The sequence below is a fragment of the Metasolibacillus sp. genome, assembly GCF_025291715.1.
Lineage (GTDB): Bacteria > Bacillota > Bacilli > Bacillales_A > Planococcaceae > Metasolibacillus > Metasolibacillus louembei.
Map to the genome: position 1 here is coordinate 1 of NZ_JAMBIZ010000013.1, position 25,060 is coordinate 25,060.

A 25,060-nucleotide genomic window follows, 5' to 3' on the forward strand; every position below is an offset into this window, starting at 1 on the left:
CTTGGCTAACCTCTACTTCTGTCTTCGGGGTTCGGGACTTGCACCCTATAGTTCATGCGCATGCTGGGCGCACATAAAATTGTGTGGGTGCCAGGCACTCACACAATTCTCATACAATTTATTAAGTTCCACAAAACGTTTTGTAAGTACAGCTGGAGGCAGGTGGTAATGTTGCGTACCGCTCTTGCTCATCCGTGTAGGCAAATGGCTGGGTTAATACTTTCAATAGCTGCTGGAAAGGAAGCAAATCGCCTTGCTCTGCTGCACTTAATGCCTCTTCCACTCGATGATTGCGTGCAATAATTGCTGGGTTATGCTGACGCATCGTTTGCTGGACAAGCTCTAATGGTTGTGCTTGTCTTTGTAATCTTTCTTGCCATCGACTAGACCACTGCTTAAATGCTTCGTTCTCTTCCACTTGTCCTAATGTCAATGCACGAAACGTATTCGTATAATCCGCTTCATTCGCTTGCATCCATTGCAATAGCTCATCTATTAACTCTATATCTTGCGGCTCCTCAGTTATAAGTCCAAGCTTTAGACGCATTCCAGCTAGCCAACTCGCTTCATACAATTTTGGAAATTGCTGCAGCGCTCGCTGTGCCATTTCCACTGCTTGCTCCGAATCAGGATGAATTAGCGACAGCAAAGATTCTGCGAAGCGAGCTAAATTCCAAAGTGCCATATTCGGCTGGTTTTGATAAGCATAACGTCCCTGTGTATCAATAGAGCTAAAAACAGTTTGAGGATCATATTTATCCATAAATGCACATGGTCCATAATCGATTGTTTCACCGCTAATTGTCATATTATCTGTATTCATCACACCATGTATAAAGCCTACTAATTGCCATTTTGCAAGTAACTCAGCCTGTCTTTCAATAACGCCTTCAAGCAGCTTCATATAACATTGCTCTTCATGTTGTAGTGCTGGAAAATGGCGCTCGATAGCATAATCTGCTAAAGCCTTCAGCTCCTCCCCAGTTCCCCATCTTGCGGCATATTGAAATGTCCCTACACGCAAATGGCTCTTGGCAATGCGGGTTAAGATTGCCCCTTGTAATGCCTGCTCTCGTATAATTTTTTCACCCGTTGTGACAACAGCTAGGCTGCGCGTTGTTGGGATGCCAAGCGCATACATTGCCTCGCTAATCATATATTCACGCAACATCGGTCCAAGTGCTGCCCGTCCATCTCCTCCACGCGAGAAAGGTGTGCGCCCTGCTCCCTTTAGTTGAATATCAACACGTTCATTTTGTGCTGTGATATGCTCACCTAAAAGTATTGCTCGCCCATCTCCAAGCATATTAAAATGCCCAAACTGATGACCTGCATATGCTTGAGCTAAAGGCGAGCTGCCAATAGGTGACTTGTTGCCAGCAAGCTCTTGCAGTGCCTCTTCACTGTGTAGCGCTGTTAAATTCAAACCGAGCGTTGAAGCTAGCTGCTCATTCACAATAACAAGCTTCGGCTCTTGTACAGGATTCAACGCCATTGCTGCAAAAAAAGTATGTGGTAGCCGTGCATAGCTATTATCAAAATGCCAGCCAATATTTATCATGTGGCTCCTCCTATCTTTATTGAAGTAATGCTAAATCGTAAATTGTATAATCACAACGATAAATGAATAAATAGCGATCATCAATTAATAAGCCTGTCGCTTTATCAATTTCTGTTGCAAAGTAACTGACATCCTCACCGACAAATGTAGCTAATGGCTCGCCTGCCTGTGAGCGAATTAATACAACTTTATCTTTGCCTACTGTTAAGTTTTTCATGTCATTGACCATGCGATTAATAAATGGGATAGAACGATCAAAATGTTCAATATCTACAGTTTGTGCATATTCCTCAAAAATATTTGTTAAACCATCCTCATAAGCTATTAAACTACTGCCTACATGCAGCATTTGCTTACCGCCAACCGTAATATCCAGCACGGATGATTTTTCCACCGTATTCCCTTCAGTATCCTTCATCGCAAACTTATCATCTGCCTTAATACTAACACTCTTCCCTTTAATTTGGTCAATAATTTGACTGCTTTCATCATATGTTTGAATCGTAATTTCACGTCCAATAAATTGCTCCTTTATATTACCAAATCCCCACTTCAAAAAATTACAGCCTGCTAATGTTAGTACCGAAACACCTAATACTAACGCTAAAATAAGTTTTTTCATATGTATCATTCTCCTTTAAGTTCTATACTATTTTTACGAAGCAGGCGCGAATTAGTTTCATAAAAATAGGGCTGCCTAGAAAGCAGGCTAACACGCCTCTTTCCAGACAGCCAATTGATTTTAAAAATACATAAGAAACAAAAATTATTGAACTGGAATCCAAATTTCAGAAACTAAATCTTCTTTAAATGGATTCTCATCAGAATATACTTCTAGCTCTGCTGTTCCTACAGGCTCATACGGATTGGATGGGAACCATTCTGAATAAATTTTCTTCCAAGCATTTTGCATAGCATCAGGCATTGGACCAACTACTTCAAAAACAACCCATTTTGACGCTGGAATTTCCAATGTTTCAAAATGGCTAGGTGCCCCAGCATTCGTAGCAGCAGCAATCCAGTAATCAATCATATTGCTTGCATCCTTTTGTGGCAGACAAACACCTAACACACCTTTTATGTCTCCATTGTTTAGCTGGAATAGCTCTTGGTCTGTGCCATTGGCATTGACTTCATCCCAAAATACAGGAATCCCTTGTAAATTCTCACCATTTGAACAGTTATATGTTCTTTTCACACCTACTACTTGAAACGCTTCTTTTTCAACAATTTTGTACTTCATCGGTTCTGCTCCTTTCAAACTCACCTGTATAACGAGGCGGTTATATGCTTGAATCGCATATGATTTTTTACGTGCATCACTCGGCGTCACGCCATGCTGCTTGCGGAATGCCTTCGTGAATGCTTCAGGAGAATCGTAGCCATATTTGTAGGCAAGGTCGATAATTTTATGCTCTGTCATCAATATTTCTTGTGCTGCCAACGTTAAGCGACGTTTTCTTATATAGTCAGCAATTGTCATATCTGTTAATAACGAAAATGTTCGTTGAAAGTGATACACTGAACTATTAGCCTCATGTGCGATTTGCTCTATCGTTATATTTTCTAACAAATGCTCCTCCATATAATGAATTGCCCTTTGAATCGACTCTATCCAACTCATAATGTCTCTCACTCCTTGCTTCTAGCATACAGCCAGCTAACCGCCTCGTCCTGTCATTTTGTGCTGACATTGGACTGGTTTGAAAGTTTTTCGATTAAATACGCTTCAACTCCACGCATCATATCAAATGCACCATCTGATTTATTTGAACAAACAACTACTTTGCTAGCTAAGCTTGGATAGTAAGCTGAATGAAAGCTAACACCTGGATCATAGCCCATTATATGATATTTAAAAATGGCGTTATTTGCTTTTTTAATCCATACACCGTAGCCATAATAGCTATCTTCATTCACTTGTACGTGTGGAGATAGTAATAGATTAGTTGAATTTTCAGTCAAAAGCTGATAATTGATAAGTGCATCCCACAGCTTTGCCATATCGCCAACTGTGACAAATGCACCTCCATCCGAGCCACCTTTCACCGGAACAGAATAAATATTTGTTTTCCAAGTGCCATCTAGTTGCTCTATATAGCCTAGCGCTGTATTAGCTGGAAGGCAATCTAACGAAAAATAACCAGATGCATGCATACCTGCTTTATCAAAAATAGCTGTTTGCACATAATCACTAAAATTCATTCCCGTTGATTTTTCCACGATTAACCCTAATAAAATATATCCAGCATTATTATAATGAAACCTCTCCCCTACTGGATATTTCATTGGCTGATGTTGAAATAACGGTAAAAAATCGCACAAATTCCTCATATGGTACATCGGATTTGTCACCCATAACTCTTCAAAATCCTCCATCACTTCCTCATCAAAATAATCAGGTATACCTGAAGTATGTGTTAATAAGTGATGAATTGTAATCTCTTGGTCGAAGGCTGAAAAATCATAGTGTAGACAGTCATTAAGCTTTGTATGAAAATGTAGCTGCCCTTTTTCAACAAGCTGGCAAATAGCGATTGCTGTAAATAGTTTACAGCCTGATGCAATGCCAAAACGGGTTGAAGTATTATTGGCAATCTGCTCTGAGCGATTGGCATAGCCATAGCTTTCATTTAGTTTATTGTCACCTTCTGCTATGAATACTGTACCCGAAAAATCAATATTCTTTATTATTTGCTGTAGCTGTGTCTGCATAATTTCCTCCTAGATGCTTCAGTCAACAGAAGTACAAATTTCAATATAATGCCCGTCTGGATCTGCTACATATGCAACGGTTTGTCCCCATGGCTTCACGACAGGCTCCTTTACTACGGTTACTCCTTGTGTGCGCAGCGCCTCAATTGTTGCTTGTACATCGTCTACAACAAAGCCAATTTCAAATGTTTGTGTGTCTGATAAGACGTTTGGTACATCTAGCCCAATTTCCTCTCGAACAGAGTCACGCGTATTAATGGATAATATCGTTGCCCCTGTATCAAACTCCACATATGTTCCTTGCTGCATTTTAACAGGCAACCCTAAAATATTTTGATAAAAATACATCGTTTTTTCCAAATCATTTACATACAAAATGACATATTTCATTGTTAATTTCATTTTCTTTTCCCCTTTCATGTAACAGCACCATTATAGCATTAATTATAAAATGGTATGTGTTGTTAATTTTGGTATTGACTAAAAATTTTTTAATACTAATAATTAGATAGAGAAGGAGCTAGACAATTTATGTACAAAAAATTTAGCTATTTTATATTATTTTTTATTAGTATATTTGCAATTAATTTAAGTATAGGCGAAAGGAGCGAGGTCAACTATATTACAACACAGAAAGATGACATCCCTATTTTAGATTCTCACAACGCAACAGTCGGTTTTCTAAAAATCAACCAAACATATAAGGTCAATAGTGAGGAGCAAAATTATTGGAAAATCAACTTTGGCAACGGTACTGGCTACATTGAAAAAAACCAAACAGTTTTGACATCACAAAGGCAAAAAACACCGAAGGACTATAAATCAAAAAAGACCATTATTTTAAACGATAATGTCATTGTTTATGAAAAGGCATCGTCAAATGCCAAACAGCTAGCGGTTATCAACAAAAACCAACGCTATCCGATTGTCGCTAATCATTTTTTTAACTGGTATAAGGTGCGTGTCGGTGACAAGGTAGGCTATATTCGCAAAGAGCATACAGAAAAGGATAACGGCATTCCCGTTTTAATGTACCATCATTTATTACCGGATGGCGAAAACAAAAAGTTCCGTGATGTATCGGCTGTGACATCTGTTGAGAATTTCGAGGAGCAAATGAAATGGCTCTATGACAGTGGCTATCAAAGTATTTCTCTACAAGAGCTAGAGCAATTTTTAAATAAGGAAATTAATTTGCCAGGCAAAGCTGTTGTCATCACCTTTGATGATGGGCTCAAGTCCAATTACTTATTTGGCTACCCTATTTTAAAAAAGTACAACTTCACAGCAACCGAATTTTTAATTACGAGTAGAATTCATCTTGATACAACACCTGAATTCAAACCAAATGCCATTCAAACATTGAGCATGGAGGAAGTAGAGGCGATGAAGGATGTATTCGACCTTCAAAGTCATACACATGACCTACATACAACGAGCGAAACTGGCAGAAGCGATGTCGTTCTGAAAGATGCTGAGGAAGTGAAGCAGGATTTCCTCGCAAATCAGTACATCACGAACGCCCGATACATGGCCTACCCTTTCGGTCAATATAGCAGAGAAACGATTGACATTTTAAAAGAGCTAAATATGACAATGGCATTTACTATTAAGCATGGCAAGGTGAAAATCGGTGATCATCCATATAAGCTAAAACGCTTAGCGATTAATTGTGATCATACATTGGAGGAGTTTATTGGGATGGTGGAGAACTAGGAGGGAAATAAATGAATATACGACTTGGAAGTAGCTATTCCGCTTATACAGCGAAATCTGAAAATACAAATCACTTAACCGAAAATTTATTGCTAGAAAACCACAAAGAATCAAAAGCCAAATACGAAATCAAAAAAGAAAATGGCTACATCCGCCATTATGTCACAAAGGCAAATGGTGAGGTCATCATGATTAAAGAAACAAAGCTGCCTAAATCCGAGGAAGATGAGCATAGCACTGGCGAAATAAGAGATATGCTGATGCAGCAGCTCACGAAAATGTTGGATAAAGAGCAGTTTTCCACATTGACTAAAACAGGGTTGGCTGGACAGAAGGAGAAGCAGCTTCAGAAATATGTGACAGGTATTTAATAGTAACCCCCTTCCTTGTGTGACTTAGGAAGGGGGGTTACTACGATATTTTGACTGCAAGACCCTTAGAAAATAAATACTGTTCCGCTTTTTCAATTCTTTCTCCCGTATGTTTTACAAATAACTCATAACGCCTCTTTAACCATTCAAACGTTCTATCTCGGATATGTACGTCGTCTGCTCCATATAGTAATGGAACTGCCTTAGTAAAGGAGTCAAAGCATAATAAGGCCTCAAAGCATTCTAAGTATTCAATTTCCTGATGATTGTTATTTTGATAAGCAGCTAATAAAGGTTCTTTAAAATCCATTCCAAACCAAGAGTATCCTAATACAAGCGTATTAGCTATATCAAAACGATGGTCTCCTAGAAAGGCTTTTTCCCAATCTAAAATATACAATTTGTTATCATTCGTCATTATCGTGTTCCAAAAATGATAATCCCCATGATTTAGCACCTCGCTAAATTTTACACCTTTGAACGATTGCTCAATATTTTTCAGTATCTTTCTATAAATTGGGTCTTCAAATCCCTTAACTCTATTTCTTAAGCTCCCTATGTAACCGTTTGACTGACTATTTTTAAAGTATCCATTATTTAGCTTATAAACATCAATGGAATGAATATGAGCTAATGTAGAACCAAAGCTTTCAAACGCCATCCTCGCATCGCTGGCACTAGCAGTAAAATATTTATCCAAGGTGAATCCCTCTATCTGTTCCATTAGCAAAACCCTATTTTCTTTATCCTCAAAATAAATATTTGGGGTATTTATATAGTTCATAGATTGACTCTTTAAAATATGCAATTCTTTATTAAACTGCACATAATGACTAAATTTTTTCAGCACAACTGGCCTAGAAAATTTCTCTGCTTTATGAAAGAAGCTAAGATGAAACATCGTTATCTCATTATTAAAGCCATCTTTATTTGTTTCTACATTATTGATCTCAACTACAGTCTCTAGCCCTGTATTTTTAATAATTAATTGTTCTACAGCTTGAATAATCGCTTCATTCAAATTTTCTACCTCCAGTGTGGTGTTATGATATTATTTCAATAGGCTATGTGAATAGTTAGCATGTTCACTATTGATGAAAAGAACCAAAATACTTAATTAAACGGCTCATAGTTTTTTAATTCATCAGCTGTCACTGGTGTACCATCGATTGTTCTAAACTCAACTTGACGTACATTGCCATGAGCAAAATAAGTATATTCTATATTCTCTTCATCCTTAAAAATAACTACTACATAAAAGGCTGGTAGCTTTTTCCCCCATACTCCCTCAATTGACTTAATTTCTTCTTTTTGATAGCCCTTCTCTTCAATAAGGTATTCTGTTACTCTGTTGGCAAACATAACTTTATTACTTTGTACATAAAGAACGGGTAAAATTATAATTGCAATAATAAAAACTATCAAATACTTTTTCTTCGTCATTTTCACCACTTCCCTTCAGTTAAATGGCCTCTAAGTAAAAAGAAGGACTTATTAATCAATCCCCATGAATGAAGTAACTTAATAAACATTATTTGAATTTTTCACATGGCTTGGGGTTATTAGTAGAGAGCTATTTCCATCTAAAATTAAATTAGTTAAATTTATTCCAGAGCCATAATAAAATGCTTGCCATAAAAACTTTGAACAGTAATTTGAATCAAGGCTACTTAATTTACCTCTCTCTATAAATATTGGTATATCAACGGTTTGACCCGATTTGATTACTGAAAAAAATATTTTTTCTCGCACTTCTTTCTAGCTATTTTCTCCTTATTAAAATTACAATAAATTAAAAGGAAGTATTTATCACATGGAAAAAGCCACACCTGGTTAGATGTGACTTTTTTGAAGAAAGTTAAAATTAGCTTTTTTTATTATTTTTTCTTTCTTGTAACATTGCGCTCATTTTTTCCGCCTGTTCAACCTTTTCCTTTTGTTTCTCCCTATCCAAAAACATCTTTAATTCTTTATAAATATTATCTTGTTCCACTTTCATGACTTTTTCAGATTCAAGATCTTGAAGATATCGATTAACATCTTTTTCCAATATCATATAGATCAATGCCCCGAAACGAAATGCACTTAATAACATGTATACTAACAATAAAAGAGACACCACTGAAAAAAACCATTCTGTTTTACTGAAAACTGGTAGTACAAGTGATACCACTAGATAAAGAAACGATGCACCAAAAGCGTTTCGGATATAAATTATCAAATCTTTAAATTGCTGAGTTTTTAGAAGACTAAAAGAAGATTTGGATGATATAGTGGCCATCAATGTAAATGTAGTAAAATATATACCTATAAAAATAGCTGACAAAGTAATTAACGTGCTATCTCTATTTATAAACCATTCAGGTAATTTACTACTTATGATTATATCTATAGCGTCTGTGTAATTATCAAGTTTGCCTAAAGAAAATAATGTTAAAGTTTTCAATACAATGACTACTATGCAAAGGACAGTGATGACCCAACAAATAAACTTCTTTTCAAAAAACAAAAAAATCGAATCAAACTTTTTGTTTTCTAGAAATCTTTTCATATTGTTCTCATCCCTTCGCTAAACTGTAAATCTATTCGATTCGACTTGATTCTTCTCCATTACTGTATCGGTCTATTAATGGCAATTCTTCACTTTGCAATGATGTTGTGACATGTCTCCACTCTTGATTAGCAAGTCTGTTAGATTGTTCATAATAGTAATTTGAAATTCCTATTGCTATAGACTCAAATGCAGTCGAATTACTATCTTCCATGATTACTCTCTTCAATTGCCCCTCGTTTTTTAAATCTGCTGTTTCTAATTTTCCTGAAGTCGGGTTTCTATATTTTACTTTTACAGATGCAATATTATCATTCTCCATGTCTATAGCTTGTAAAAAGTTGATAAGTTCATCGAATTCCATAGGGCTATTTCTATATCTTCCTTGCCCTAAATTTATAGTAGCAATATTTGCACCTATTTCTCTAAATGATTCCGCAGTGGAATTTATTGCTGAGGTGATAGATTGAATTTTATTCCCCTCTGAGTTAAATAAATTAGATAGACCTGTCATTAAATCTAATTTTATTTCAATGCCACGTATATCATTAGAACTTCTTATTTTTTGGAAAGACCCCTCAGTTTCTATAGGAATCATTTCAAAATACCATCCTCCGCTTGTAGGGAGAAATGCATTTAAATATCTTTCAATATGTTTTGGTCGTGCACCAAAATGATTATATTCAATAACAGCTAGATGGTAATCTGGAATAAACAAGCACGTTGTTAATTCCAATACATCTCCTGCAATCTCCTTTTTTTCATCAGTTCCTCTTCTTCCAGTAAAAGGCTTTTTATCTCGATAATTAGCAAAACCAACCAATCTGTCCATACTGTTATTATTAGGATTCATATTAGGTAAGAGCATTTCAATTAAAGAATATTCACCATGCGAATTATGGACATACCTTTTTCCTTCATCCAAAGAAATAATACCATCGAGAAAATCAGATACTGATATACTTGTATACCCTCTATTATTTTTAAGAAACACGTTGAAAAATTGAATAGTAGTTGCCATTTTTTCATCCCCCTAAATCATCGACAATTTTATACAAAATTATACTAGATAATCCAAGGGAATCAAAGAAAATATAAATAAGAACTTGTGTTCTCATTTTATCATACATCGAATTACATGTAAATAGTTATCATGAAAAAACATCGACCAAGGGGTTAGTCGATGTTTTCATAATTTGTCGATACTAGCATATTATCACGGTCACATTGCCCCTGTGAATGTCCTCGAATTGCTCTTATCCAAGCTTTAGACCATACACACCGAACAAAAGTGTGGAAAGGTGCTCTGCTGCTGTATCTATCAATTTGTACACTGTACGATTATTTATTTCATAATGGTCTGCAATGGTTGAAATTTGCATGCATTTTACATATCGTTTGTGTAAAATTTCGTAATTTTTACTTTCTTCGCGCTCACAAATATAAGCTAAGGCCTCTAAAGCCCTATCAAGATGTTTCACCATCTCTATTGTACTAGCAGCTTTATGTAATAAAAAAACACCCCGGAGGATGTTTAGTCTTTGTACTTATCCAAATAATCTGCTTCATTTACTAAATAAATATCTGGCATTGACTTATTTTCTGAATCTACGAAATGAAGAATTGAAGCTACCCTCGACGATTGTGTATATTTGAGATTAGCTTTTTTTGTTGTAGATATTGCAGACTCCAATTTTTTAAATAAATCACCGCTTAGAATAACCACACCTCCTCTGCTGAGAGGGTATGAGTACTCTATTTCTCCTAACGGTGGATACCCACCTTGATATGATCAAAGTAAAACAAAAGCAACTGTCCAAAAATTAAACACTCGCATCAGGGCTTGTGTAAAAGATGCTATAGATGACGGTTATATCCCTGTAGACTTTACACGTAAGGTTGAAATTACAGCAACTAAAGCAGCGAAAAAAGATAGTGAAAAACATTTAGACTATCAAGAAAGCCTACAGGCGTATAACGAACTTTTCAATCGGCTCAACCGCAGCACTGACACGTATCATTTATTAATGGGACTCGTAGGAGGTCTACGATATGGTGAGTTGGTTGGCTTAACGCCTGATTGCTTCAACTTTAAAAAAATCAAATTTATATTCATCGAGCGTGGACTATAAAGAAGGATCTGGCTTCGTTGATTTAAAAAATACAAGTTCAGAACGTACAATTTCAATCGATAAGAAAGTAATGAATTTAAAAAAATTATTTTAGCTATGCCTGAAAATCCATTTAATCTAATTTTTTATCGCCCTACATCGGTTAAGGTAATTACAAACGAAGGAGCTAACAAAGTACTTAAAGGGATGTTATCCGATTTAGACATTGATTCAATCACAGCTCATGGATTACGTCATACTCATGCAAGTGTATTACTTTATAAAGGGGCAAATATTCACTCAGCTTCAAAACGACTAGGACATGCAACTATTCAAACAACATTGGATCATTACTCGCATGTTCTGAAAAAGATGGAAGAGCGTGATGAATTAATTGCGGTGAATGTCTATGTACAATAAGCTATTTAGCGTGCTCACCTTGTATACCTAAATTCAAAAACCTATCGTATTCCAAGAAAAGCAAAAGACGTTGAAACATTGATATATCAACATTTCTAACGTCTTTAAAATCACTCTCTGACCTGTGATTTTTGATTAAAAACGTCCCCAGTAGGATTCGAACCTACGACCGCGAGCTTAGAAGGCCCGTGCTCTATCCAGCTGAGCTATGGAGACAGTTGCTTTAATAACGCAATTGGTATTAAAGACAATATTTATTATATGAATAAAGCGTTATAAAGTCAACACAATTTTAAAAATTAGTGGCGATTAAAATGCAGTGTTTCAAATAGCTCACCTTGGCGTGTAAAGCATTCGACTTTATATGCCTCTGGTTGAACGTTTAGGACGACATAGCTTTGCTCACGGCGTCCTCTTGGCATTAATAGGCTGCCCGGGTTGATGAATAGGATGTCATCAATCATTTCAGCACCAAGTACATGTGAATGACCGAAGCAGCAAATATTCGCACCTAGCTCTTTAGCGCGATACGATAAGGCTAGTAAGGATGACTTCACTTGAAATAAGTGCCCATGTGTGACATATATTTTTACATGACCATGAATGATGACATCTTCATCGGGAAAGCAATTGTCTGTATAATCGCAATTGCCGCGCACACGGACGACATCTGCTAAATTTGGATGGTCATATGATAACTCACTGTCACCACAATGAATAACAATATCGCTATCTTCCTGCTGGTTGCGCACGAGGCGAATCACTTCCGCATCGCCATGCGTGTCGCTCATTACTAGTATTTTCATATTTGCTGCCCCCTTGTCATGTCAATTAAATTAACGTTGGAAGTACATCCGCTAATTTGCGAATGGCGTTACCACGGTGCGAAATGGCACCTTTTTCTTCTGGAGAAAGCTCAGCCATTGCACGCTGTAATTGTGGTACGTAAAAGATTGGATCATAGCCGAAGCCATTTGTACCGCGCTTGTCCTCCAAAATAACCCCTTCACAAGTGCCAAACACTGTATATGTTTCTAATTGTGGACCTGCTACTGCTAACGCACAACAGAAGCGTGCTGTACGCTGTTCTTCTGGTACACCTTGAAGCTTTTCTAATACTTTGATGATATTTGCCTCGTCATCATGATCGCCTGCATAGCGTGCTGAATAAACGCCTGGCTCGCCGTTCAATGCGTCAATCGCTAAGCCGCTATCATCTGCAATAACAAGCATTTGTAAGGCTTCTGCTAATGCCTCTGCCTTTAAAATTGCATTTTCCTCAAATGTTGTACCAGTTTCCTCAATTTCCATATCAGGTGCTACATCAAACATTGTGACAACTTCATAGCCAAGCGGTGTGAATAGCGCTTCAAAATCCTTCGCCTTGCCTTTATTTTTTGTTGCAATTACTACTTGTTTCGTCATATGTGCTTACGCTTCCTTTCTCGCATCAATCATTGCAGCTACAGCGCCTAATGCTTGTTTTTGGTGCACGATTAATTGTTGAATCCCCGCTTCACCTAACGCTAATAGCTCATTTAATTCTTGACGAGAAAATGTTGCCTCTTCACCAGTGCCTTGTACTTCAACAAAGCGACCTGCACCTGTCATGACAATATTCATGTCTACGAGTGCTGCCACATCTTCTACATAGTTTAAGTCTACTACAGCGCCAATCTCTTCGACAATTCCGACGCTCGTTGCAGCTAAATAGTCGATGATGGGAAACGTGTCAAATGGCTTGTCTTCACCTAGCTTAGCAATCGCTTGTGCCATTGCGACAAAAGCACCTGTAATGGATGCTGTACGTGTACCACCATCCGCCTGAATGACATCACAGTCAATCCATACTGTTTTCTCGCCTAGTGCTTCTAAATCGACAACAGCACGCAATGCACGCCCGATTAGGCGCTGTATTTCCATCGTCCGACCATTTATCTTACCGCGCGCTGATTCGCGCTGTGTACGCTGTGCTGTGGCTCTAGGAAGCATCGAATATTCAGCCGTAATCCAGCCTTTGCCTTGCCCTCTTAAAAAGCCTGGAACCTTCTCCTCTATTGTCGCTGTACAAATGACCTTTGTATTGCCTACTGTAATAAGGACAGAGCCTTCTGGATGTAGTAAATAATTTGTATCGATATGAATTGGGCGCAGCTCATGTACTGCCCTTTCGTCATGTCTAATCATGAAAATCCTCCTTTTTATTCGCGCACTAATCTTATCATATATTATGTACGCAAAAAAGGGGCAGCCCGAAAAGATACTACCTTTTCAGACTGCCTTAGCTTTTGTATTAAAACGCAATGCGTTGAATATTTAAATTTGGCTGCTCTAGCCATCTTTCAGCAATGGAACGAAAAATAGGTACAGAGCCTGACGCAAAAAAAACATGCTGTGGCGCCAGTTTATTTGTACGCAATTGATTCGTATAAGTTAAAGTTTCCAGCACATGATATGCGGTTTCTTCTGCTGATGATACAACATGTATACCTGCCCCTACTGCCGCCTCTATTTGCTTTTGGATAATTGGGTAATGTGTACAGCCTAAAATCACTGTATCGAAGCTTACATCCTTCAGCGGCTTTAAACCGTCCGCTACTAAATCATAAGAAAATTGACCCTCATACTCACCACTTTCCACAAGCGGTACAAATGTCGGGCAAGCGAGTGGCATAACTTTCACTTTTGTTGACAATGAGTGCAATGCTTTTTCGTAGGCAGCACTTTTTATGGTGCCTGCAGTAGCGAGGACAGCCACCTCATTGCGCTTCGTTCGTTTAATGGCAGCACGTGCACCAGCATTGATAACACCAATAACAGGTATTGATAGTTTTCTTTGCAGGCTTTCTAAAGCAACCGCTGTTGCTGTGTTACAAGCAACGACTAGCATTTTAATATTCATTTTTTCTAAAGCTTTTGCCATTTGCCACGTAAATTGACGTACCTCTTGTTCTGTCCTTGGCCCATATGGACATCTAGCCGTATCGCCAATATAGTATATGCTTTCATTTGGGAGAAGCTTCATCATCGCCTTTGCAACTGTCAGCCCACCAACGCCTGAATCAATGACACCGATAGGGGCATCCATATAAACCGCCTCAATCCTATTTCATTTGTACATGTAGTTTTCTTAAAAGTCGCACTAAATCTGTCGCTTCTTCTACATCAAAATCTTCCATGATATTGCGCAAATAATGGCGACGTTGCTCAATTACTTCTTGAATAATTCGCTCTCCCTCAGGCAGTAAATGAATGCGCACAACACGTCGGTCTTGTTCATCGCGAACACGTTGTACAAGCTGGGCTTTCTCCATACGATCAACTAAATCTGTTGTCGTGCTAAAAGCTAAATACATTTTAGTGGATAAATCACCAATCGTCATATCGCCTGCTTCTCCCAACCATTGTAGTGCTACAAACTGCGGAGGTGTTATTGTATAGTTACTTAAAATTTCGCGACCTTTTTGCTTCACCAAGTGTGAAATAAAGCGTAGTTCTTTTTCTATAGTCGCTATAGAGTCAGCACTGTGTTTTTCATTATTATGCATATTACAAGATCACTCCTAACAACAATTCATAGCTCTATTTTGAGGTTTTTTGAGGAAAATAGCAAGCTTACGTTCCGTTTAACTTCAATTCTTGTAAGCGTAACAGCTCGATTAATGCTTGTGTTCTACTTGAAACACCCAATTTTTGTATCGTATTGGAAATATGATTGCGAACTGTTTTTTCGCTAATAGCAAGCTTCTCTGAAATTTCCTTTGTCGAATAATCTTCAATTAATAGTTGAAATATTTCACGCTCTCGTTTCGTTAATAATAAGCGTGATTGTGAGTTCCCCATGTTATAACACCCTCCTATCCTGTTCTTTGTAAAATATGTGAACAGGAGCATTACGGTGAGGGCGATTTCACTACTTTGTCAGCATTAGTTTTTTGGTATGGTCTGTCCATGCTTGTGCTCTGCCAGTTTGACGGTTTATTTGTACAATAGTACCTCGTCCTGTAAACACTGGCACACCTTTTTCATTTTTGGCTAAATAGTGAACATCCACAGAGCTGGAGCCTACTTTTGCAGCCTTCACAAAAATTCGCAAGCGCTCATCGAAAAATACTTGCTGTAAAAAATCACATTGCAAATCAGCAACGACAGGAATTGTTTCACTATTTGGTGAAACCCAATCAGCCATTAAGCCAAGCGATTGTAAATATTCGATACGTGCCATTTCAAAATAAGTAAATGGCACCGTATTATTTAAATGTCCATACATATCCGTCTCACTAAAACGTACCTTTACTTCTACCGAAAATCGGAATTCCTCCATCCACTGCTCTGCGTTATCAATATATACTGCTCGCATAAAAACTCCCCCTTGTATAATGAATACCTATTCATTATAGCATAAAAAATTGAAGAATATAGTAATCACTATAAGTTGAAACTGACATGCAAAATGGCACATGGTATTGCTGTTTTCCTTTGCCCTAGCTAAGCACTGTGATTTTTTTAAAGAATTGATTTTTATTTTGTCGACTGTAGCTTTCTACACATTAAAAAACCATCCAAAAGCACTTATGCTTTCGGATGGCTCCTTATTAGTCTACCATATGGTCAGAACCGAAGAAGTTCTTGAACATTTGTACAGTCGCAGCACGGTTAAGTGCAGCGATTGAAGTTGTTAAAGGAATACCTTTTGGACATGCAGCTACACAGTTTTGTGAGTTACCGCAGTTTGCTAAACCGCCATCGCCCATAATTGCAGCTAAACGCTCATCTTTATTCATTGCACCTGTTGGGTGTGTGTTGAATAAGCGAACTTGTGATAATGGTGCTGGTCCGATAAACGAAGCTTTTTCAGATACGTTTGGACATGCTTCCATACATACACCACATGTCATACATTTTGATAATTCGTAAGCCCATTGACGTTTGCGCTCTGGCATACGTGGACCTTCACCTAAGTCATACGTACCATCGATTGGCACCCATGCTTTTACCTTTTTCAAGGCGTTGAACATACGGCTACGGTCAACCTGTAAGTCACGAACAACAGGGAAAGTTTTCATTGGCTCTAAACGAATTGGTTGCGTTAATTTATCAACTAATGCCGAGCAAGATTGCTGTGGACGACCGTTAATAACCATCGAACATGCACCACAAACTTCCTCTAAGCAGTTCATATCCCAAGTAACAGGTGTTGTTTCTTTTCCATCAGCTGTTACAGGGTATCTTTGAATATGCATTAATGCCGAAATTACGTTCATACCTGGACGGTAAGGTACGCTAAATTTCTCTTCACGTGTTGGACCATTTTCCGTATCTTGACGGACAATAATCAATTCAACTGTTTTGCCAGTGTTTACTGCTTCCATTATTAATTATCCCCTTTCGAAGAATAGTCGCGAGTACGTGGCGGAATTAATGAAACGTCAACTTCTCCATACGAAATAATTGGTTCACCAGTAGCTGGGTCAAATTTCGCCATTGTTGTTTTTAAGAAGTTCTCATCGTCACGGTTCGGGAAATCAGGTTTGTAGTGAGCACCGCGTGATTCATTACGCAGTAACGCACCTTTTGTCATTACTTTTGCAAGGTAAAGCATGTTTTTTAACTGACGAGTAAAGTGAGCACCTTGGTTTGACCATTTTTGCGTGTCATGAATGTTGATTTTTTCCCAACGTTGTTGTAGCTCTGTTAATTTCTCGTAAGTTTTTTCCAAGCGATCGTTATGACGTACAACTGTCATGTTGTCAGTCATCCACTCACCAAGCTCTTTATGCAATAAGTAGGCATTTTCTGTGCCATCCATTTTCAGGATTGCTTCCCACTTCTCTGTTTCTTCTTTTACGCGTGCATCGTAGATTGTTTCTGGTAAATCTTCCGCATGCTTTTTCAGACCTTTTACATATTCTACAGCGTTTGGTCCTGCAACCATACCACCGTAAATTGCTGATAATAATGAGTTCGCACCTAAACGGTTTGCACCATGTTGTGAGAAGTCACATTCACCAGCTGCAAATAAGCCAGGAATTTCTGTCATTTGATCGTAGTCTACCCATAAGCCACCCATTGAGTAGTGAACTGCTGGGAAGATTTTCATTGGTAATTTACGTGGGTCATCCCCTACGAATTTCTCATAAATTTCAATGATACCACCAAGTTTAATATCTAACTCATGTGGATCTTTATGAGAAAGATCTAAATACACCATGTTTTCGCCGTTAATACCAAGCTTTTGGTTAACGCACACATCAAAAATTTCACGTGTTGCGATATCACGTGGTACTAGGTTACCGTATGCTGGATATTTTTCTTCTAGGAAGTACCAAGGCTTACCATCTTTATAAGTCCAAACACGTCCACCTTCACCACGAGCAGATTCAGACATTAAGCGGTTTTTATCATCGCCAGGAATCGCTGTTGGGTGGATTTGAATAAATTCACCGTTTGCATATGATGCACCTTGTTGGTAAACGATTGAAGCCGCAGAACCTGTGTTAATAACAGAGTTTGTTGTTTTACCGAAGATAATACCAGGACCACCAGTTGCCATAATAACAGCATCACCGCGGAACGCGCGGATTTCTTCTTTTACTAAGTCTTGCGCTACGATACCGCGACATACGCCGTCGTCATCAAGCACCGCACCAAGGAATTCCCAGTGCTCATATTTTGTTACTAAACCAGCTACTTCGTGTGCACGAACTTGCTCGTCTAATGCGTAAAGTAATTGTTGACCAGTCGTTGCACCAGCAAACGCTGTACGGTGCATTAATGTACCACCGAAACGACGGAAGTCAAGTAAGCCTTCTGGTGTACGGTTGAACATTACACCCATACGGTCCATTAAGTGGATAATACCAGGTGCCGCATCACACATCGCTTTTACTGGTGGTTGGTTTGCTAAGAAGTCCCCACCATATACTGTATCATCAAAGTGAATCCACGGAGAATCTCCTTCACCTTTTGTATTTACTGCACCATTAATTCCGCCCTGCGCACAAACAGAGTGTGAGCGTTTAACTGGAACTAATGAGAATAATTCAACTTGAGTGCCTGCCTCGGCTGCTTTAATCGTTGCCATTAAACCGGCTAACCCGCCACCAACAACGATGATTTTGCTTTTTGCCATGATTTCTTCTCACTCCTCTTTCTTTAACTAAAACTTCTCTCTTAAACGAATGATACGATAGCTGCTACGCCCATAATGCTTAGAATAACAAAGATGACCATCGTTACATATGTGGCAATTTGTTGTGACTTTGGAGATTGCGTAATACCCCAGCTCACTAAAAATGCCCAAATACCGTTTGCTAAGTGGAATGTTGCAGATAAAATACCTACGATATAGAACCCAAGCATCCACGGTGATGCAACGATTTGCTCCATCATATCGAAGTTGACTTCCGCACCAAGCGCCTTTTGGATACGCGTTTGGAAAATATGCCATGCGATGAAGACTACTAGGAAAATCCCTGTCATACGTTGAAGACGGAATGCCCAGTTACGGAAAGTGCTAAAGCGTGAAGTATTATTTGTTGCTGTAAATGCGATATACACTCCGTAGAAAGCATGGAACATTAATGGAATATAAATGATTACCCATTCCATTACTAATAATAGTGCATGTGGAACTAACTCCATCATTCCAGTTGCGCTATTGTAAGCTTCTTCACCACCAACTGCAGTGAAGTTCAAAGATAAGTGGAACACCAAGAACAGACCTACTGGAATAATCCCTAATAGAGAATGTAAGCGGCGCCATAAAAACTCACGATCTTTTGACAAGACTGTTACCCCCCTTAGTACTTAAAATACGCTAGTCAAGCCGTCACGAAATTGTAAACGTTGTCCGTTGACTGCGAATTTCATCATGGTACAATATTATGACATGTCCATTGTACTCTCAACCTACTAGAGCGTCAAGGTAGCTTACGATAATTCATGTCGCTCTTTAAGCGTTTTTTTCGCTACTTCATGCGCATTTTTCTTGCGTAATATCTATTTTTTGCAAATTTAAACAATATAGAAGAAATTTTAGAAAGAGGTTTTTACCTATGGAAAGCGGTAATACAAAGACGATTCCAACGTTTGGCTATGAAATACTACGCGATTATGTACTGTCCTCAATTTTAGGAAAACACGAAGGAGATGTGCTCTATTGGGCAGGCAAAGACATCGCAAGAAAATTCCCCCTGTTTTCAATGGAAGAAGCAGCTACATTTTTCAAAGAGGCTGGCTGGGGTGCATTAACATTAGAAAAAGAAACAAAAGATAGCCGTACATATTTATTGACTGGTGATTCAGACATTTTAAAATTTGATAGCCGCTGCTTCCGCCTTGAAGCAGGCTTTTTAGCACAGCAAATGCAGCATCAGCTAGGTTATTTAACAGAATGCTATGACGAAAAAAATAGCAAAAAGCAATATGTTGAGTTTCATTTAAAAACAGATTTGAAGGAAAAGATATAAATAAAGAAGGGGCCGTCCAGAAAGTGAACTTTCTGGACGGCTCCGCTTTTTTATATAGTAAAAAAATTGTGCTCCTGCGGTGGTCACAATCAATTGTCACCATCCTCGTCGCAAAGGGTGCGTCCCAAAATGACTTTTCGGACGCACCCTTTTATGTTGGTTGAGCGAATTTTCACATTGGATGGGCGAATTTCGTCATCCGTTGAGCGATTTTCACCTTTCGTTGAGCGAATCGCTATTTTTGCTCTTTTTGTTCCTGAAAATATCCGTAAATCTTTTCAGCTAAAGCTTGCGGAATGCGCTGTGCTGTTAACTCCTCCACCGTTGCTTCACGGATTTTTTTTACCGAGCCGAAAGCCTTTAATAGCTGTTGCTTACGCTTCGGCCCTACGCCTTCAATATGATCAAGCGCAGATTTAATCGCATTCGTGCCATGCTGCTGACGTAAGAAGGTAATGGCAAAGCGATGCACCTCATCTTGAATACGTTGCAATAAATAAAAGCTATCGCTTGTGCGCTTTAGCTCAATCGGTATAGGTGGCTCGCCAAATAACAACTGTGATGTATTGTGCTTATCATCCTTCGCTAAGCCTGCAATCGGAATATACAAGCCTAGCTCATCCTCAATAACTTCACGTGCCACCTCCATTTGCCCTTTCCCACCATCGATCACTATTAAATCAGGCAGCGGCAAATTTTCCTTTAACACGCGGCTATAGCGGCGGCGAATTACTTCCTGCATGGCACCATAATCATCATGGCTCGCTGCTTCACGCAATTTATATTTACGATATTCCTTCTTCGCAGGCTTGCCATCAATAAAGACAACCATCGCTGAAACCGCATCTGCACCGTGCATATGGCTATTATCGAACGCCTCGATACGAAGAGGTGCTGCGATGCCCATCGCCTCCCCAAGCGCCTCACAAGCGCCTACAGTGCGTACCTCTTGCCTTTCAATCAACTGGAATTTTTCATGAATACCTATTTGGGCATTTTTCATCGCCATATCCACGAGCTCTTTTTTTGCACCACGCTTTGGAATAACAACGCGTACATCTAGCAGTTGCTCAAGTAATGCTTCCTCAATTGATGAAGGAATCAATATTTCCTTTGGCTTCAAATGCTTCGTTTCCTCATAAAAGCGCCCAACGAATGTTAAAAATTCCTCCTCTGGGTCACGGTAAATCGGGAAAATGGAAACGTCACGCTCGATTAATTTCCCTTGTCGCACAAATAATACTTGGACACACATCCAGCCCTTTTCTACCGCATAGCCAAATACATCGCGATTGGATAAATCCTTCGTGATAATTTTTTGCTTTTGCATAATCGCCTCAATATGGGCAATTTGATCGCGAAATTCCTTTGCTCGTTCAAATTGTAATGCTTCTGCTGCTTCTAGCATTTGACGCTCTAAATTTTGCTTGACCTCGATATAATCACCATTTAAAAATTTCGCAATTTCCTCTGTCATATCACGATAAATGTGTGACTCAATTTCTTTCACACAAGGTGCTAAACATTGCCCTAAGTGATAATATAAGCATACTTGTGCTGGCAACTGTGCACATTTGCGAAGCGGATAAATACGATCTAACAGCTTGCGCGTTTCATTGGCCGCATAGGCATTTGGATATGGACCGAAATATTTCGCTTTATCCTTTTGAATTTTACGCGTCGTTAAAATACGTGGATATTTTTCATTCGTTATTTTAATATACGGATACGTTTTATCATCTGTTAGCATCACATTATACTTTGGGTCGTATTGCTTGATTAAATTTAACTCAAGCATTAATGCCTCTAGGTTAGATGCTGTCACGATATATTCAAAGTCTTCGATTTCGCTAACTAAACGCTGTGTTTTACCGTCATGCGTTCCCGAAAAATAAGAGCGCACACGGTTTTTCAGTATTTTTGCCTTACCAACATAAATCACTGTCCCTTGGCGGTCTTTCATTAAATAACAGCCTGGTTCATCTGGTAGAATAGCTAGTTTATTGTGAATGATTTCATTCATTTAGAATCACCTATACTTTTAACATAATGATAGCGAAAAATGAAAAGCCGCGCTACTGATTTCACAGTGCGCGGCTCCATCTTATTTGTTCGAGTCGATAAAGTCGATTAATGCTTCTTTCGGTTGGAAACCAGCCGTTTTCGCCTTTAATTCGCCATCTACGAATAATAATAATGATGGGATTGACATGATTTGGTATTCTGCTGCTGTCGCTTGGTTGTTATCAACATCCACTTTTACGATTTTCACATTATTACCGATCTCTGCATCTAATTCCTCAAGAACTGGTGCAATCATTTTACATGGTCCGCACCATGTTGCCCAAAAGTCTACAAGAACTACGCCGTTTGCGATTTCTTGTGAAAAGTTTTGATCTGTCGCTTGTATAATTGCCATTTTAAATAGCCTCCTTCAACTAACATCTGCCTGTAGTATAGCATGTTTAAAATACTGAGGATAGCATATTGCTCAGAGGTTATATTGATATTGAATAAGTGCGGTTTCCTCGCCACAATACAGCTCGCTACCAACGCGGCTAATTTCCTTAAAGTCAAGCTTTTCTAGCATTTTTTGTGCACGTCTATTCGTCGCATGTGTTTCACCTAAAAATGTAGTGATATGTAATTGCTCCATACCGTATTGAATTAGTTGCTGCACCACTGCTACGCCTAGACCTCTACCCCACAAACTACGATCACCAATCGTTATGCCGATTTCTGCTTGCCTGTTATGTATTTCTGCTAAATCAGTGTAACCAATTAGCTTGTTTTGATATTCAATACCCACCCTTATGAAAGTAGCATTGTTTATATGTATACAACGTTCCCACCATGCAGCTAATTCCTCTTCTTCTCTCTCGATTTCCCAGCCGCTTGCTGCACAAAAATCTGGGTCTTTGCTCCACGCTAGGACATAGGCGAAATCTTCTGATTTTAAAGGTCTAAGCATTATATTGTTCATTCAAAATCACCTCAAATTCATAATCCTCTTGCTGTTAAAATTAGCTTATCATACAACATTCAATTTCTTTACTTCTTGCTGAATATATGAAAAATCACATGAAATCAAATTAGTAAATTTTGATTTCATGTGATTTATGTATAAGGTTTGTTTAAATATTATTTATACAGTACTCCACGCCCCTTATAATCATCTGGTGTCTTATGATAATCTATTGTAAACTTTATTTAAGCATCTGCAATTTTTTTCCATCAACTGAAATAATTATTGTAGTCAAGTTAGTATATGTTCCATTAAGATATCTATTTCCCCAAGATGTCTCCCCGAGCCATTTCTGTACTAAAATTTCATATTTTTAGTAAATACCTAAATTTTTACAGCACGAAATAAAAAAATCCAAACTTTACTGCATTGAGAATCGTTTTATAAGTGAAGAAAGGAAAGGAGTGGTATTTTTGTTAACTATTCATGACTTAAAAGAAATAATGAATCTATATACAGAATCCTTAATACGATTAGCTTATTATTATGTAAAGGATTGCCAAGCAGCTGAGGATATTGTTCAAGAAGTATTTATAAAGATGTATCACCATCAAGATAAATATGAAGAACGGGGAGAGCTAAAAGCTTTTTTATATAAAATGACAGCTAATAAAAGTAAAGATTATTTAAAGAGCTGGTCTTATCGCAAAGTACAACTACAAAATAAAATTTTCCCTTTCGATAGTAAAATAGATTTAGATGAACTGGTAAGAAAAGAGGAAGAAACCATAGTAGGAGAGGCAATTCTTGAATTACCATTAAAACAAAGAGAGGTACTCATTTATTTTTATTTTAATGAAATGAATATTAAAGATATAGCCAGTATTTTGACTATTCCAGAAAGTACGGTAAAAACGCGATTAAGAAGAGGCAAAGAACTATTGAAAAATAAATTGAAAGATATTCAATGGGAGGTGCTTTTAAATGAATAACTATACACCTACTGAAATAAAAGACTTACAAGCCATTAAACAACGTGTGATATTTAATGTATTGCAGGAAATAGAAAATGGCCCCCGCAAGCCTGCATTTAGATGGCGATTTGTTATACTAAGTGCTGTTTTAACAATCAGCTCTATTCTTTTTATTGTCAATCAGATGTTTATGGGGGATAAACATGCCACAACGATTGACTTCACCGAACCCGCATTTTATGAAGAACAAGGTTTATTTTATTTACATGGTGTTACCTTGGGTGATCCAAAAGCCAAAGTAACAAAACTCTTAGGAGAGAATTACACAACAGAATTTCAAGAGGATGGTAGTAACGCGGATCTCATATTAGATTATGGGGGCAATGCAAGATTTTATTTTATACAAGAGAAATTAGTGTCTATCATACTTATTGGAACAAATGAGCAGCGTTTTGATGAGGTATTTACTCATTACAAAGGAACAAAATTTACTGTTGAGGAAACTCAGTTTCTTTATTCAAGTGAAACGTCCCATGTAATAAAAGCCGAGTTTACACCTAATGGGTTATACGTATTTCTAATGTATGCAGGCCCAGACTTTGCAGAAACACAAAAGTTTTTAGAACAACAAGACAATGCAGACTAGTCTATAATCAATTACGCCTCGGCTAACTCTTGTCCAGATTTTTTCGAGCTCGTTCGAAAACTCCCCTTCAAAATCTGTGACATCCGCCGAAGGCTTAACTTGAATCAGCAATATTTTTTGCGACGAGTAACCGCAGGAGCAAATCTTTTTTGTATCGAAAGCGTAACGTTAGATACAGGTAGTTTGGCAATCCTTCTGATTTCGTTACTTTTCCTGCATTCATCCCACACTTATAGAAGTGGCGGACTTTTGCTGAATCAAGTTAAAATAACCTTTATTGATTTATACTCTCATTTCTAAAAATACAATAAATAAAAACACCTTACATTGAAAATTGGTATCAAAATACCTAATAATTCAAGTAGAGGTGTTTTTCTATAAAATCCAGAGTGAGTTTCTTCAATATTATTATGTAACCATTAGCTATTGAAAGTCAAAAGGATTAGGGTAACCAATTTCCTCTAATTCTTCTGGAGACATCTTAACTAATTCTTCATGAGAATAATAATTTGGACTATCTGGTGACAAATCGCTACCCTCTTCTAATAATTGACCCATA

29 protein-coding genes and 1 tRNA gene are annotated in these 25,060 nt (G+C 38.0%); 6 read left to right on the forward strand and 24 right to left on the reverse strand.

Annotated elements, in window-relative coordinates:
* Positions 1-121 precede the first annotated feature (121 nt).
* The 5 genes from M3Z76_RS09970 to M3Z76_RS09990 form a co-directional block, all read right to left on the reverse strand.
* Complete coding sequence (locus tag M3Z76_RS09970; protein ID WP_293926303.1) at positions 122-1,561, reverse strand: protein adenylyltransferase SelO; 1,440 nt, start codon at positions 1,559-1,561, stop codon at positions 122-124.
* Between the two features lie 16 nt (positions 1,562-1,577).
* Entirely contained in the window at positions 1,578-2,183 is a 606-nt protein-coding gene (locus tag M3Z76_RS09975) for a DUF5052 family protein (protein WP_293926301.1), read from the reverse strand.
* A gap of 144 nt (positions 2,184-2,327) precedes the next feature.
* On the reverse strand, positions 2,328-3,185 hold the full coding sequence (locus tag M3Z76_RS09980; protein WP_293926298.1) for an AraC family transcriptional regulator: 858 nt from the start codon (positions 3,183-3,185) through the stop codon (positions 2,328-2,330).
* 53 nt (positions 3,186-3,238) lie between these two features.
* Complete coding sequence (locus tag M3Z76_RS09985) at positions 3,239-4,276, reverse strand: serine hydrolase domain-containing protein (protein WP_293926295.1); 1,038 nt, start codon at positions 4,274-4,276, stop codon at positions 3,239-3,241.
* An 18-nt stretch (positions 4,277-4,294) separates the two neighbouring features.
* Positions 4,295-4,678, reverse strand: a complete 384-nt coding sequence (locus tag M3Z76_RS09990; protein WP_293926293.1) for a VOC family protein — start codon at positions 4,676-4,678, stop codon at positions 4,295-4,297.
* 129 nt (positions 4,679-4,807) lie between these two features.
* On the opposite strand from M3Z76_RS09990, the gene M3Z76_RS09995 reads away from it, so the two are divergent.
* Complete coding sequence (locus tag M3Z76_RS09995; protein WP_293926291.1) at positions 4,808-5,992, forward strand: polysaccharide deacetylase family protein; 1,185 nt, start codon at positions 4,808-4,810, stop codon at positions 5,990-5,992.
* 11 nt (positions 5,993-6,003) lie between these two features.
* Positions 6,004-6,363 (forward strand): hypothetical protein, encoded by a 360-nt coding sequence (locus M3Z76_RS10000; RefSeq protein ID WP_293926289.1) that lies wholly within the window; start codon positions 6,004-6,006, stop codon positions 6,361-6,363.
* A 40-nt stretch (positions 6,364-6,403) separates the two neighbouring features.
* On the opposite strand, the gene M3Z76_RS10005 is transcribed toward M3Z76_RS10000, so the two are convergent.
* The 4 genes from M3Z76_RS10005 to M3Z76_RS10020 all read right to left on the reverse strand — a co-directional run bounded on the left by M3Z76_RS10005 (position 6,404) and on the right by M3Z76_RS10020 (position 9,935).
* On the reverse strand, positions 6,404-7,384 hold the full coding sequence (locus M3Z76_RS10005) for an aminoglycoside phosphotransferase family protein (RefSeq protein ID WP_293926286.1): 981 nt from the start codon (positions 7,382-7,384) through the stop codon (positions 6,404-6,406).
* A 92-nt stretch (positions 7,385-7,476) separates the two neighbouring features.
* Positions 7,477-7,806, reverse strand: coding sequence for a DUF3139 domain-containing protein (locus tag M3Z76_RS10010; protein ID WP_293926285.1), 330 nt, complete (start codon positions 7,804-7,806; stop codon positions 7,477-7,479).
* 421 nt (positions 7,807-8,227) lie between these two features.
* The gene (locus M3Z76_RS10015; RefSeq protein ID WP_293926283.1) at positions 8,228-8,914 is read right to left on the reverse strand and encodes a hypothetical protein; all 687 of its coding nucleotides are present in this window, start codon (positions 8,912-8,914) and stop codon (positions 8,228-8,230) included.
* 31 nt (positions 8,915-8,945) lie between these two features.
* Positions 8,946-9,935, reverse strand: a complete 990-nt coding sequence (locus M3Z76_RS10020) for a DUF6731 family protein (RefSeq protein ID WP_293926281.1) — start codon at positions 9,933-9,935, stop codon at positions 8,946-8,948.
* Positions 9,936-11,142: 1,207 nt separating this feature from the next.
* On the opposite strand from M3Z76_RS10020, the gene M3Z76_RS10025 reads away from it, so the two are divergent.
* Positions 11,143-11,445, forward strand: a complete 303-nt coding sequence (locus M3Z76_RS10025; protein ID WP_293926278.1) for a tyrosine-type recombinase/integrase — start codon at positions 11,143-11,145, stop codon at positions 11,443-11,445.
* Positions 11,446-11,587: 142 nt separating this feature from the next.
* On the opposite strand, the gene M3Z76_RS10030 is transcribed toward M3Z76_RS10025, so the two are convergent.
* The 11 genes from M3Z76_RS10030 to M3Z76_RS10080 all read right to left on the reverse strand — a co-directional run bounded on the left by M3Z76_RS10030 (position 11,588) and on the right by M3Z76_RS10080 (position 19,233).
* Positions 11,588-11,661, reverse strand: a tRNA-Arg gene (locus M3Z76_RS10030).
* A gap of 83 nt (positions 11,662-11,744) precedes the next feature.
* Entirely contained in the window at positions 11,745-12,251 is a 507-nt protein-coding gene (locus tag M3Z76_RS10035) for a metallophosphoesterase family protein (RefSeq protein WP_293926275.1), read from the reverse strand.
* Positions 12,252-12,276: 25 nt separating this feature from the next.
* A complete protein-coding gene (locus M3Z76_RS10040) occupies positions 12,277-12,870 on the reverse strand; it encodes an XTP/dITP diphosphatase (RefSeq protein WP_293926273.1) in 594 nt (197 codons plus the stop codon).
* Positions 12,871-12,876: 6 nt separating this feature from the next.
* The gene (gene rph, locus M3Z76_RS10045; RefSeq protein WP_293926270.1) at positions 12,877-13,632 is read right to left on the reverse strand and encodes a ribonuclease PH; all 756 of its coding nucleotides are present in this window, start codon (positions 13,630-13,632) and stop codon (positions 12,877-12,879) included.
* A 106-nt stretch (positions 13,633-13,738) separates the two neighbouring features.
* Positions 13,739-14,533 (reverse strand): glutamate racemase, encoded by a 795-nt coding sequence (racE, locus tag M3Z76_RS10050; RefSeq protein WP_293926268.1) that lies wholly within the window; start codon positions 14,531-14,533, stop codon positions 13,739-13,741.
* A gap of 16 nt (positions 14,534-14,549) precedes the next feature.
* Entirely contained in the window at positions 14,550-14,993 is a 444-nt protein-coding gene (locus M3Z76_RS10055; RefSeq protein WP_293926265.1) for a MarR family winged helix-turn-helix transcriptional regulator, read from the reverse strand.
* Between the two features lie 67 nt (positions 14,994-15,060).
* Positions 15,061-15,288 carry a helix-turn-helix domain-containing protein gene (locus tag M3Z76_RS10060; RefSeq protein WP_107840794.1) on the reverse strand — a complete coding sequence of 76 codons (228 nt, stop codon included), beginning with the start codon at positions 15,286-15,288 and terminating at the stop codon, positions 15,061-15,063.
* Positions 15,289-15,358: 70 nt separating this feature from the next.
* Positions 15,359-15,805, reverse strand: a complete 447-nt coding sequence (locus tag M3Z76_RS10065; RefSeq protein ID WP_293926260.1) for an acyl-CoA thioesterase — start codon at positions 15,803-15,805, stop codon at positions 15,359-15,361.
* 235 nt (positions 15,806-16,040) lie between these two features.
* The gene (sdhB, locus tag M3Z76_RS10070) at positions 16,041-16,817 is read right to left on the reverse strand and encodes a succinate dehydrogenase iron-sulfur subunit (RefSeq protein WP_293926257.1); all 777 of its coding nucleotides are present in this window, start codon (positions 16,815-16,817) and stop codon (positions 16,041-16,043) included.
* A 2-nt stretch (positions 16,818-16,819) separates the two neighbouring features.
* Complete coding sequence (gene sdhA, locus M3Z76_RS10075) at positions 16,820-18,577, reverse strand: succinate dehydrogenase flavoprotein subunit (protein ID WP_293926254.1); 1,758 nt, start codon at positions 18,575-18,577, stop codon at positions 16,820-16,822.
* A 41-nt stretch (positions 18,578-18,618) separates the two neighbouring features.
* Complete coding sequence (locus tag M3Z76_RS10080) at positions 18,619-19,233, reverse strand: succinate dehydrogenase cytochrome b558 subunit (RefSeq protein WP_293926251.1); 615 nt, start codon at positions 19,231-19,233, stop codon at positions 18,619-18,621.
* A gap of 269 nt (positions 19,234-19,502) precedes the next feature.
* Between M3Z76_RS10080 and M3Z76_RS10085 the strand changes: the two genes are divergently transcribed.
* Positions 19,503-19,916, forward strand: coding sequence for a YslB family protein (locus M3Z76_RS10085; protein ID WP_293926248.1), 414 nt, complete (start codon positions 19,503-19,505; stop codon positions 19,914-19,916).
* 235 nt (positions 19,917-20,151) lie between these two features.
* On the opposite strand, the gene uvrC is transcribed toward M3Z76_RS10085, so the two are convergent.
* The 3 genes from uvrC to M3Z76_RS10100 form a co-directional block, all read right to left on the reverse strand.
* A complete protein-coding gene (gene uvrC / locus M3Z76_RS10090) occupies positions 20,152-21,939 on the reverse strand; it encodes an excinuclease ABC subunit UvrC (RefSeq protein WP_293926246.1) in 1,788 nt (595 codons plus the stop codon).
* Between the two features lie 81 nt (positions 21,940-22,020).
* Entirely contained in the window at positions 22,021-22,335 is a 315-nt protein-coding gene (gene trxA / locus M3Z76_RS10095) for a thioredoxin (protein ID WP_293926244.1), read from the reverse strand.
* 72 nt (positions 22,336-22,407) lie between these two features.
* Entirely contained in the window at positions 22,408-22,899 is a 492-nt protein-coding gene (locus M3Z76_RS10100) for a GNAT family N-acetyltransferase (RefSeq protein WP_293926241.1), read from the reverse strand.
* A gap of 446 nt (positions 22,900-23,345) precedes the next feature.
* Between M3Z76_RS10100 and M3Z76_RS10105 the strand changes: the two genes are divergently transcribed.
* Both M3Z76_RS10105 and M3Z76_RS10110 read left to right on the forward strand, forming a co-directional pair.
* Positions 23,346-23,873, forward strand: a complete 528-nt coding sequence (locus M3Z76_RS10105) for a sigma-70 family RNA polymerase sigma factor (RefSeq protein ID WP_295656206.1) — start codon at positions 23,346-23,348, stop codon at positions 23,871-23,873.
* Positions 23,866-24,501, forward strand: a complete 636-nt coding sequence (locus M3Z76_RS10110; RefSeq protein ID WP_293926236.1) for a hypothetical protein — start codon at positions 23,866-23,868, stop codon at positions 24,499-24,501. Before M3Z76_RS10105 ends, M3Z76_RS10110 begins: the two co-directional genes overlap by 8 nt.
* 423 nt (positions 24,502-24,924) lie before the next feature.
* Here M3Z76_RS10110 and M3Z76_RS10115 read toward each other — a convergent pair whose 3' ends face one another.
* Positions 24,925-25,059, reverse strand: a complete 135-nt coding sequence (locus M3Z76_RS10115) for a hypothetical protein (RefSeq protein WP_293926234.1) — start codon at positions 25,057-25,059, stop codon at positions 24,925-24,927.
* Position 25,060: the final 1 nt, after the last annotated feature.

Coding starts and splice junctions, on each gene's coding strand:
- M3Z76_RS09970 (WP_293926303.1), bottom strand. CDS start 1,561: ATGATAAATATTGGCTGGCATTTTGATAATAGCTATGCACGGCTACCA.
- M3Z76_RS10110 (WP_293926236.1), top strand. CDS start 23,866: ATGAATAACTATACACCTACTGAAATAAAAGACTTACAAGCCATTAAA.
- M3Z76_RS09990 (WP_293926293.1), bottom strand. CDS start 4,678: ATGAAATTAACAATGAAATATGTCATTTTGTATGTAAATGATTTGGAA.
- M3Z76_RS10055 (WP_293926265.1), bottom strand. CDS start 14,993: ATGCATAATAATGAAAAACACAGTGCTGACTCTATAGCGACTATAGAA.
- uvrC (WP_293926246.1), bottom strand. CDS start 21,939: ATGAATGAAATCATTCACAATAAACTAGCTATTCTACCAGATGAACCA.
- trxA (WP_293926244.1), bottom strand. CDS start 22,335: ATGGCAATTATACAAGCGACAGATCAAAACTTTTCACAAGAAATCGCA.
- M3Z76_RS10000 (WP_293926289.1), top strand. CDS start 6,004: ATGAATATACGACTTGGAAGTAGCTATTCCGCTTATACAGCGAAATCT.
- M3Z76_RS10025 (WP_293926278.1), top strand. CDS start 11,143: ATGCCTGAAAATCCATTTAATCTAATTTTTTATCGCCCTACATCGGTT.
- racE (WP_293926268.1), bottom strand. CDS start 14,533: ATGGATGCCCCTATCGGTGTCATTGATTCAGGCGTTGGTGGGCTGACA.
- M3Z76_RS09980 (WP_293926298.1), bottom strand. CDS start 3,185: ATGAGTTGGATAGAGTCGATTCAAAGGGCAATTCATTATATGGAGGAG.
- M3Z76_RS10015 (WP_293926283.1), bottom strand. CDS start 8,914: ATGAAAAGATTTCTAGAAAACAAAAAGTTTGATTCGATTTTTTTGTTT.
- M3Z76_RS10060 (WP_107840794.1), bottom strand. CDS start 15,288: ATGGGGAACTCACAATCACGCTTATTATTAACGAAACGAGAGCGTGAA.
- sdhA (WP_293926254.1), bottom strand. CDS start 18,577: ATGGCAAAAAGCAAAATCATCGTTGTTGGTGGCGGGTTAGCCGGTTTA.
- M3Z76_RS10020 (WP_293926281.1), bottom strand. CDS start 9,935: ATGGCAACTACTATTCAATTTTTCAACGTGTTTCTTAAAAATAATAGA.
- M3Z76_RS10115 (WP_293926234.1), bottom strand. CDS start 25,059: ATGGGTCAATTATTAGAAGAGGGTAGCGATTTGTCACCAGATAGTCCA.
- M3Z76_RS09995 (WP_293926291.1), top strand. CDS start 4,808: ATGTACAAAAAATTTAGCTATTTTATATTATTTTTTATTAGTATATTT.
- M3Z76_RS10100 (WP_293926241.1), bottom strand. CDS start 22,899: ATGAACAATATAATGCTTAGACCTTTAAAATCAGAAGATTTCGCCTAT.
- M3Z76_RS10010 (WP_293926285.1), bottom strand. CDS start 7,806: ATGACGAAGAAAAAGTATTTGATAGTTTTTATTATTGCAATTATAATT.
- M3Z76_RS10065 (WP_293926260.1), bottom strand. CDS start 15,805: ATGCGAGCAGTATATATTGATAACGCAGAGCAGTGGATGGAGGAATTC.
- sdhB (WP_293926257.1), bottom strand. CDS start 16,817: ATGGAAGCAGTAAACACTGGCAAAACAGTTGAATTGATTATTGTCCGT.
- rph (WP_293926270.1), bottom strand. CDS start 13,632: ATGATTAGACATGACGAAAGGGCAGTACATGAGCTGCGCCCAATTCAT.
- M3Z76_RS09985 (WP_293926295.1), bottom strand. CDS start 4,276: ATGCAGACACAGCTACAGCAAATAATAAAGAATATTGATTTTTCGGGT.
- M3Z76_RS10085 (WP_293926248.1), top strand. CDS start 19,503: ATGGAAAGCGGTAATACAAAGACGATTCCAACGTTTGGCTATGAAATA.
- M3Z76_RS10040 (WP_293926273.1), bottom strand. CDS start 12,870: ATGACGAAACAAGTAGTAATTGCAACAAAAAATAAAGGCAAGGCGAAG.
- M3Z76_RS09975 (WP_293926301.1), bottom strand. CDS start 2,183: ATGAAAAAACTTATTTTAGCGTTAGTATTAGGTGTTTCGGTACTAACA.
- M3Z76_RS10035 (WP_293926275.1), bottom strand. CDS start 12,251: ATGAAAATACTAGTAATGAGCGACACGCATGGCGATGCGGAAGTGATT.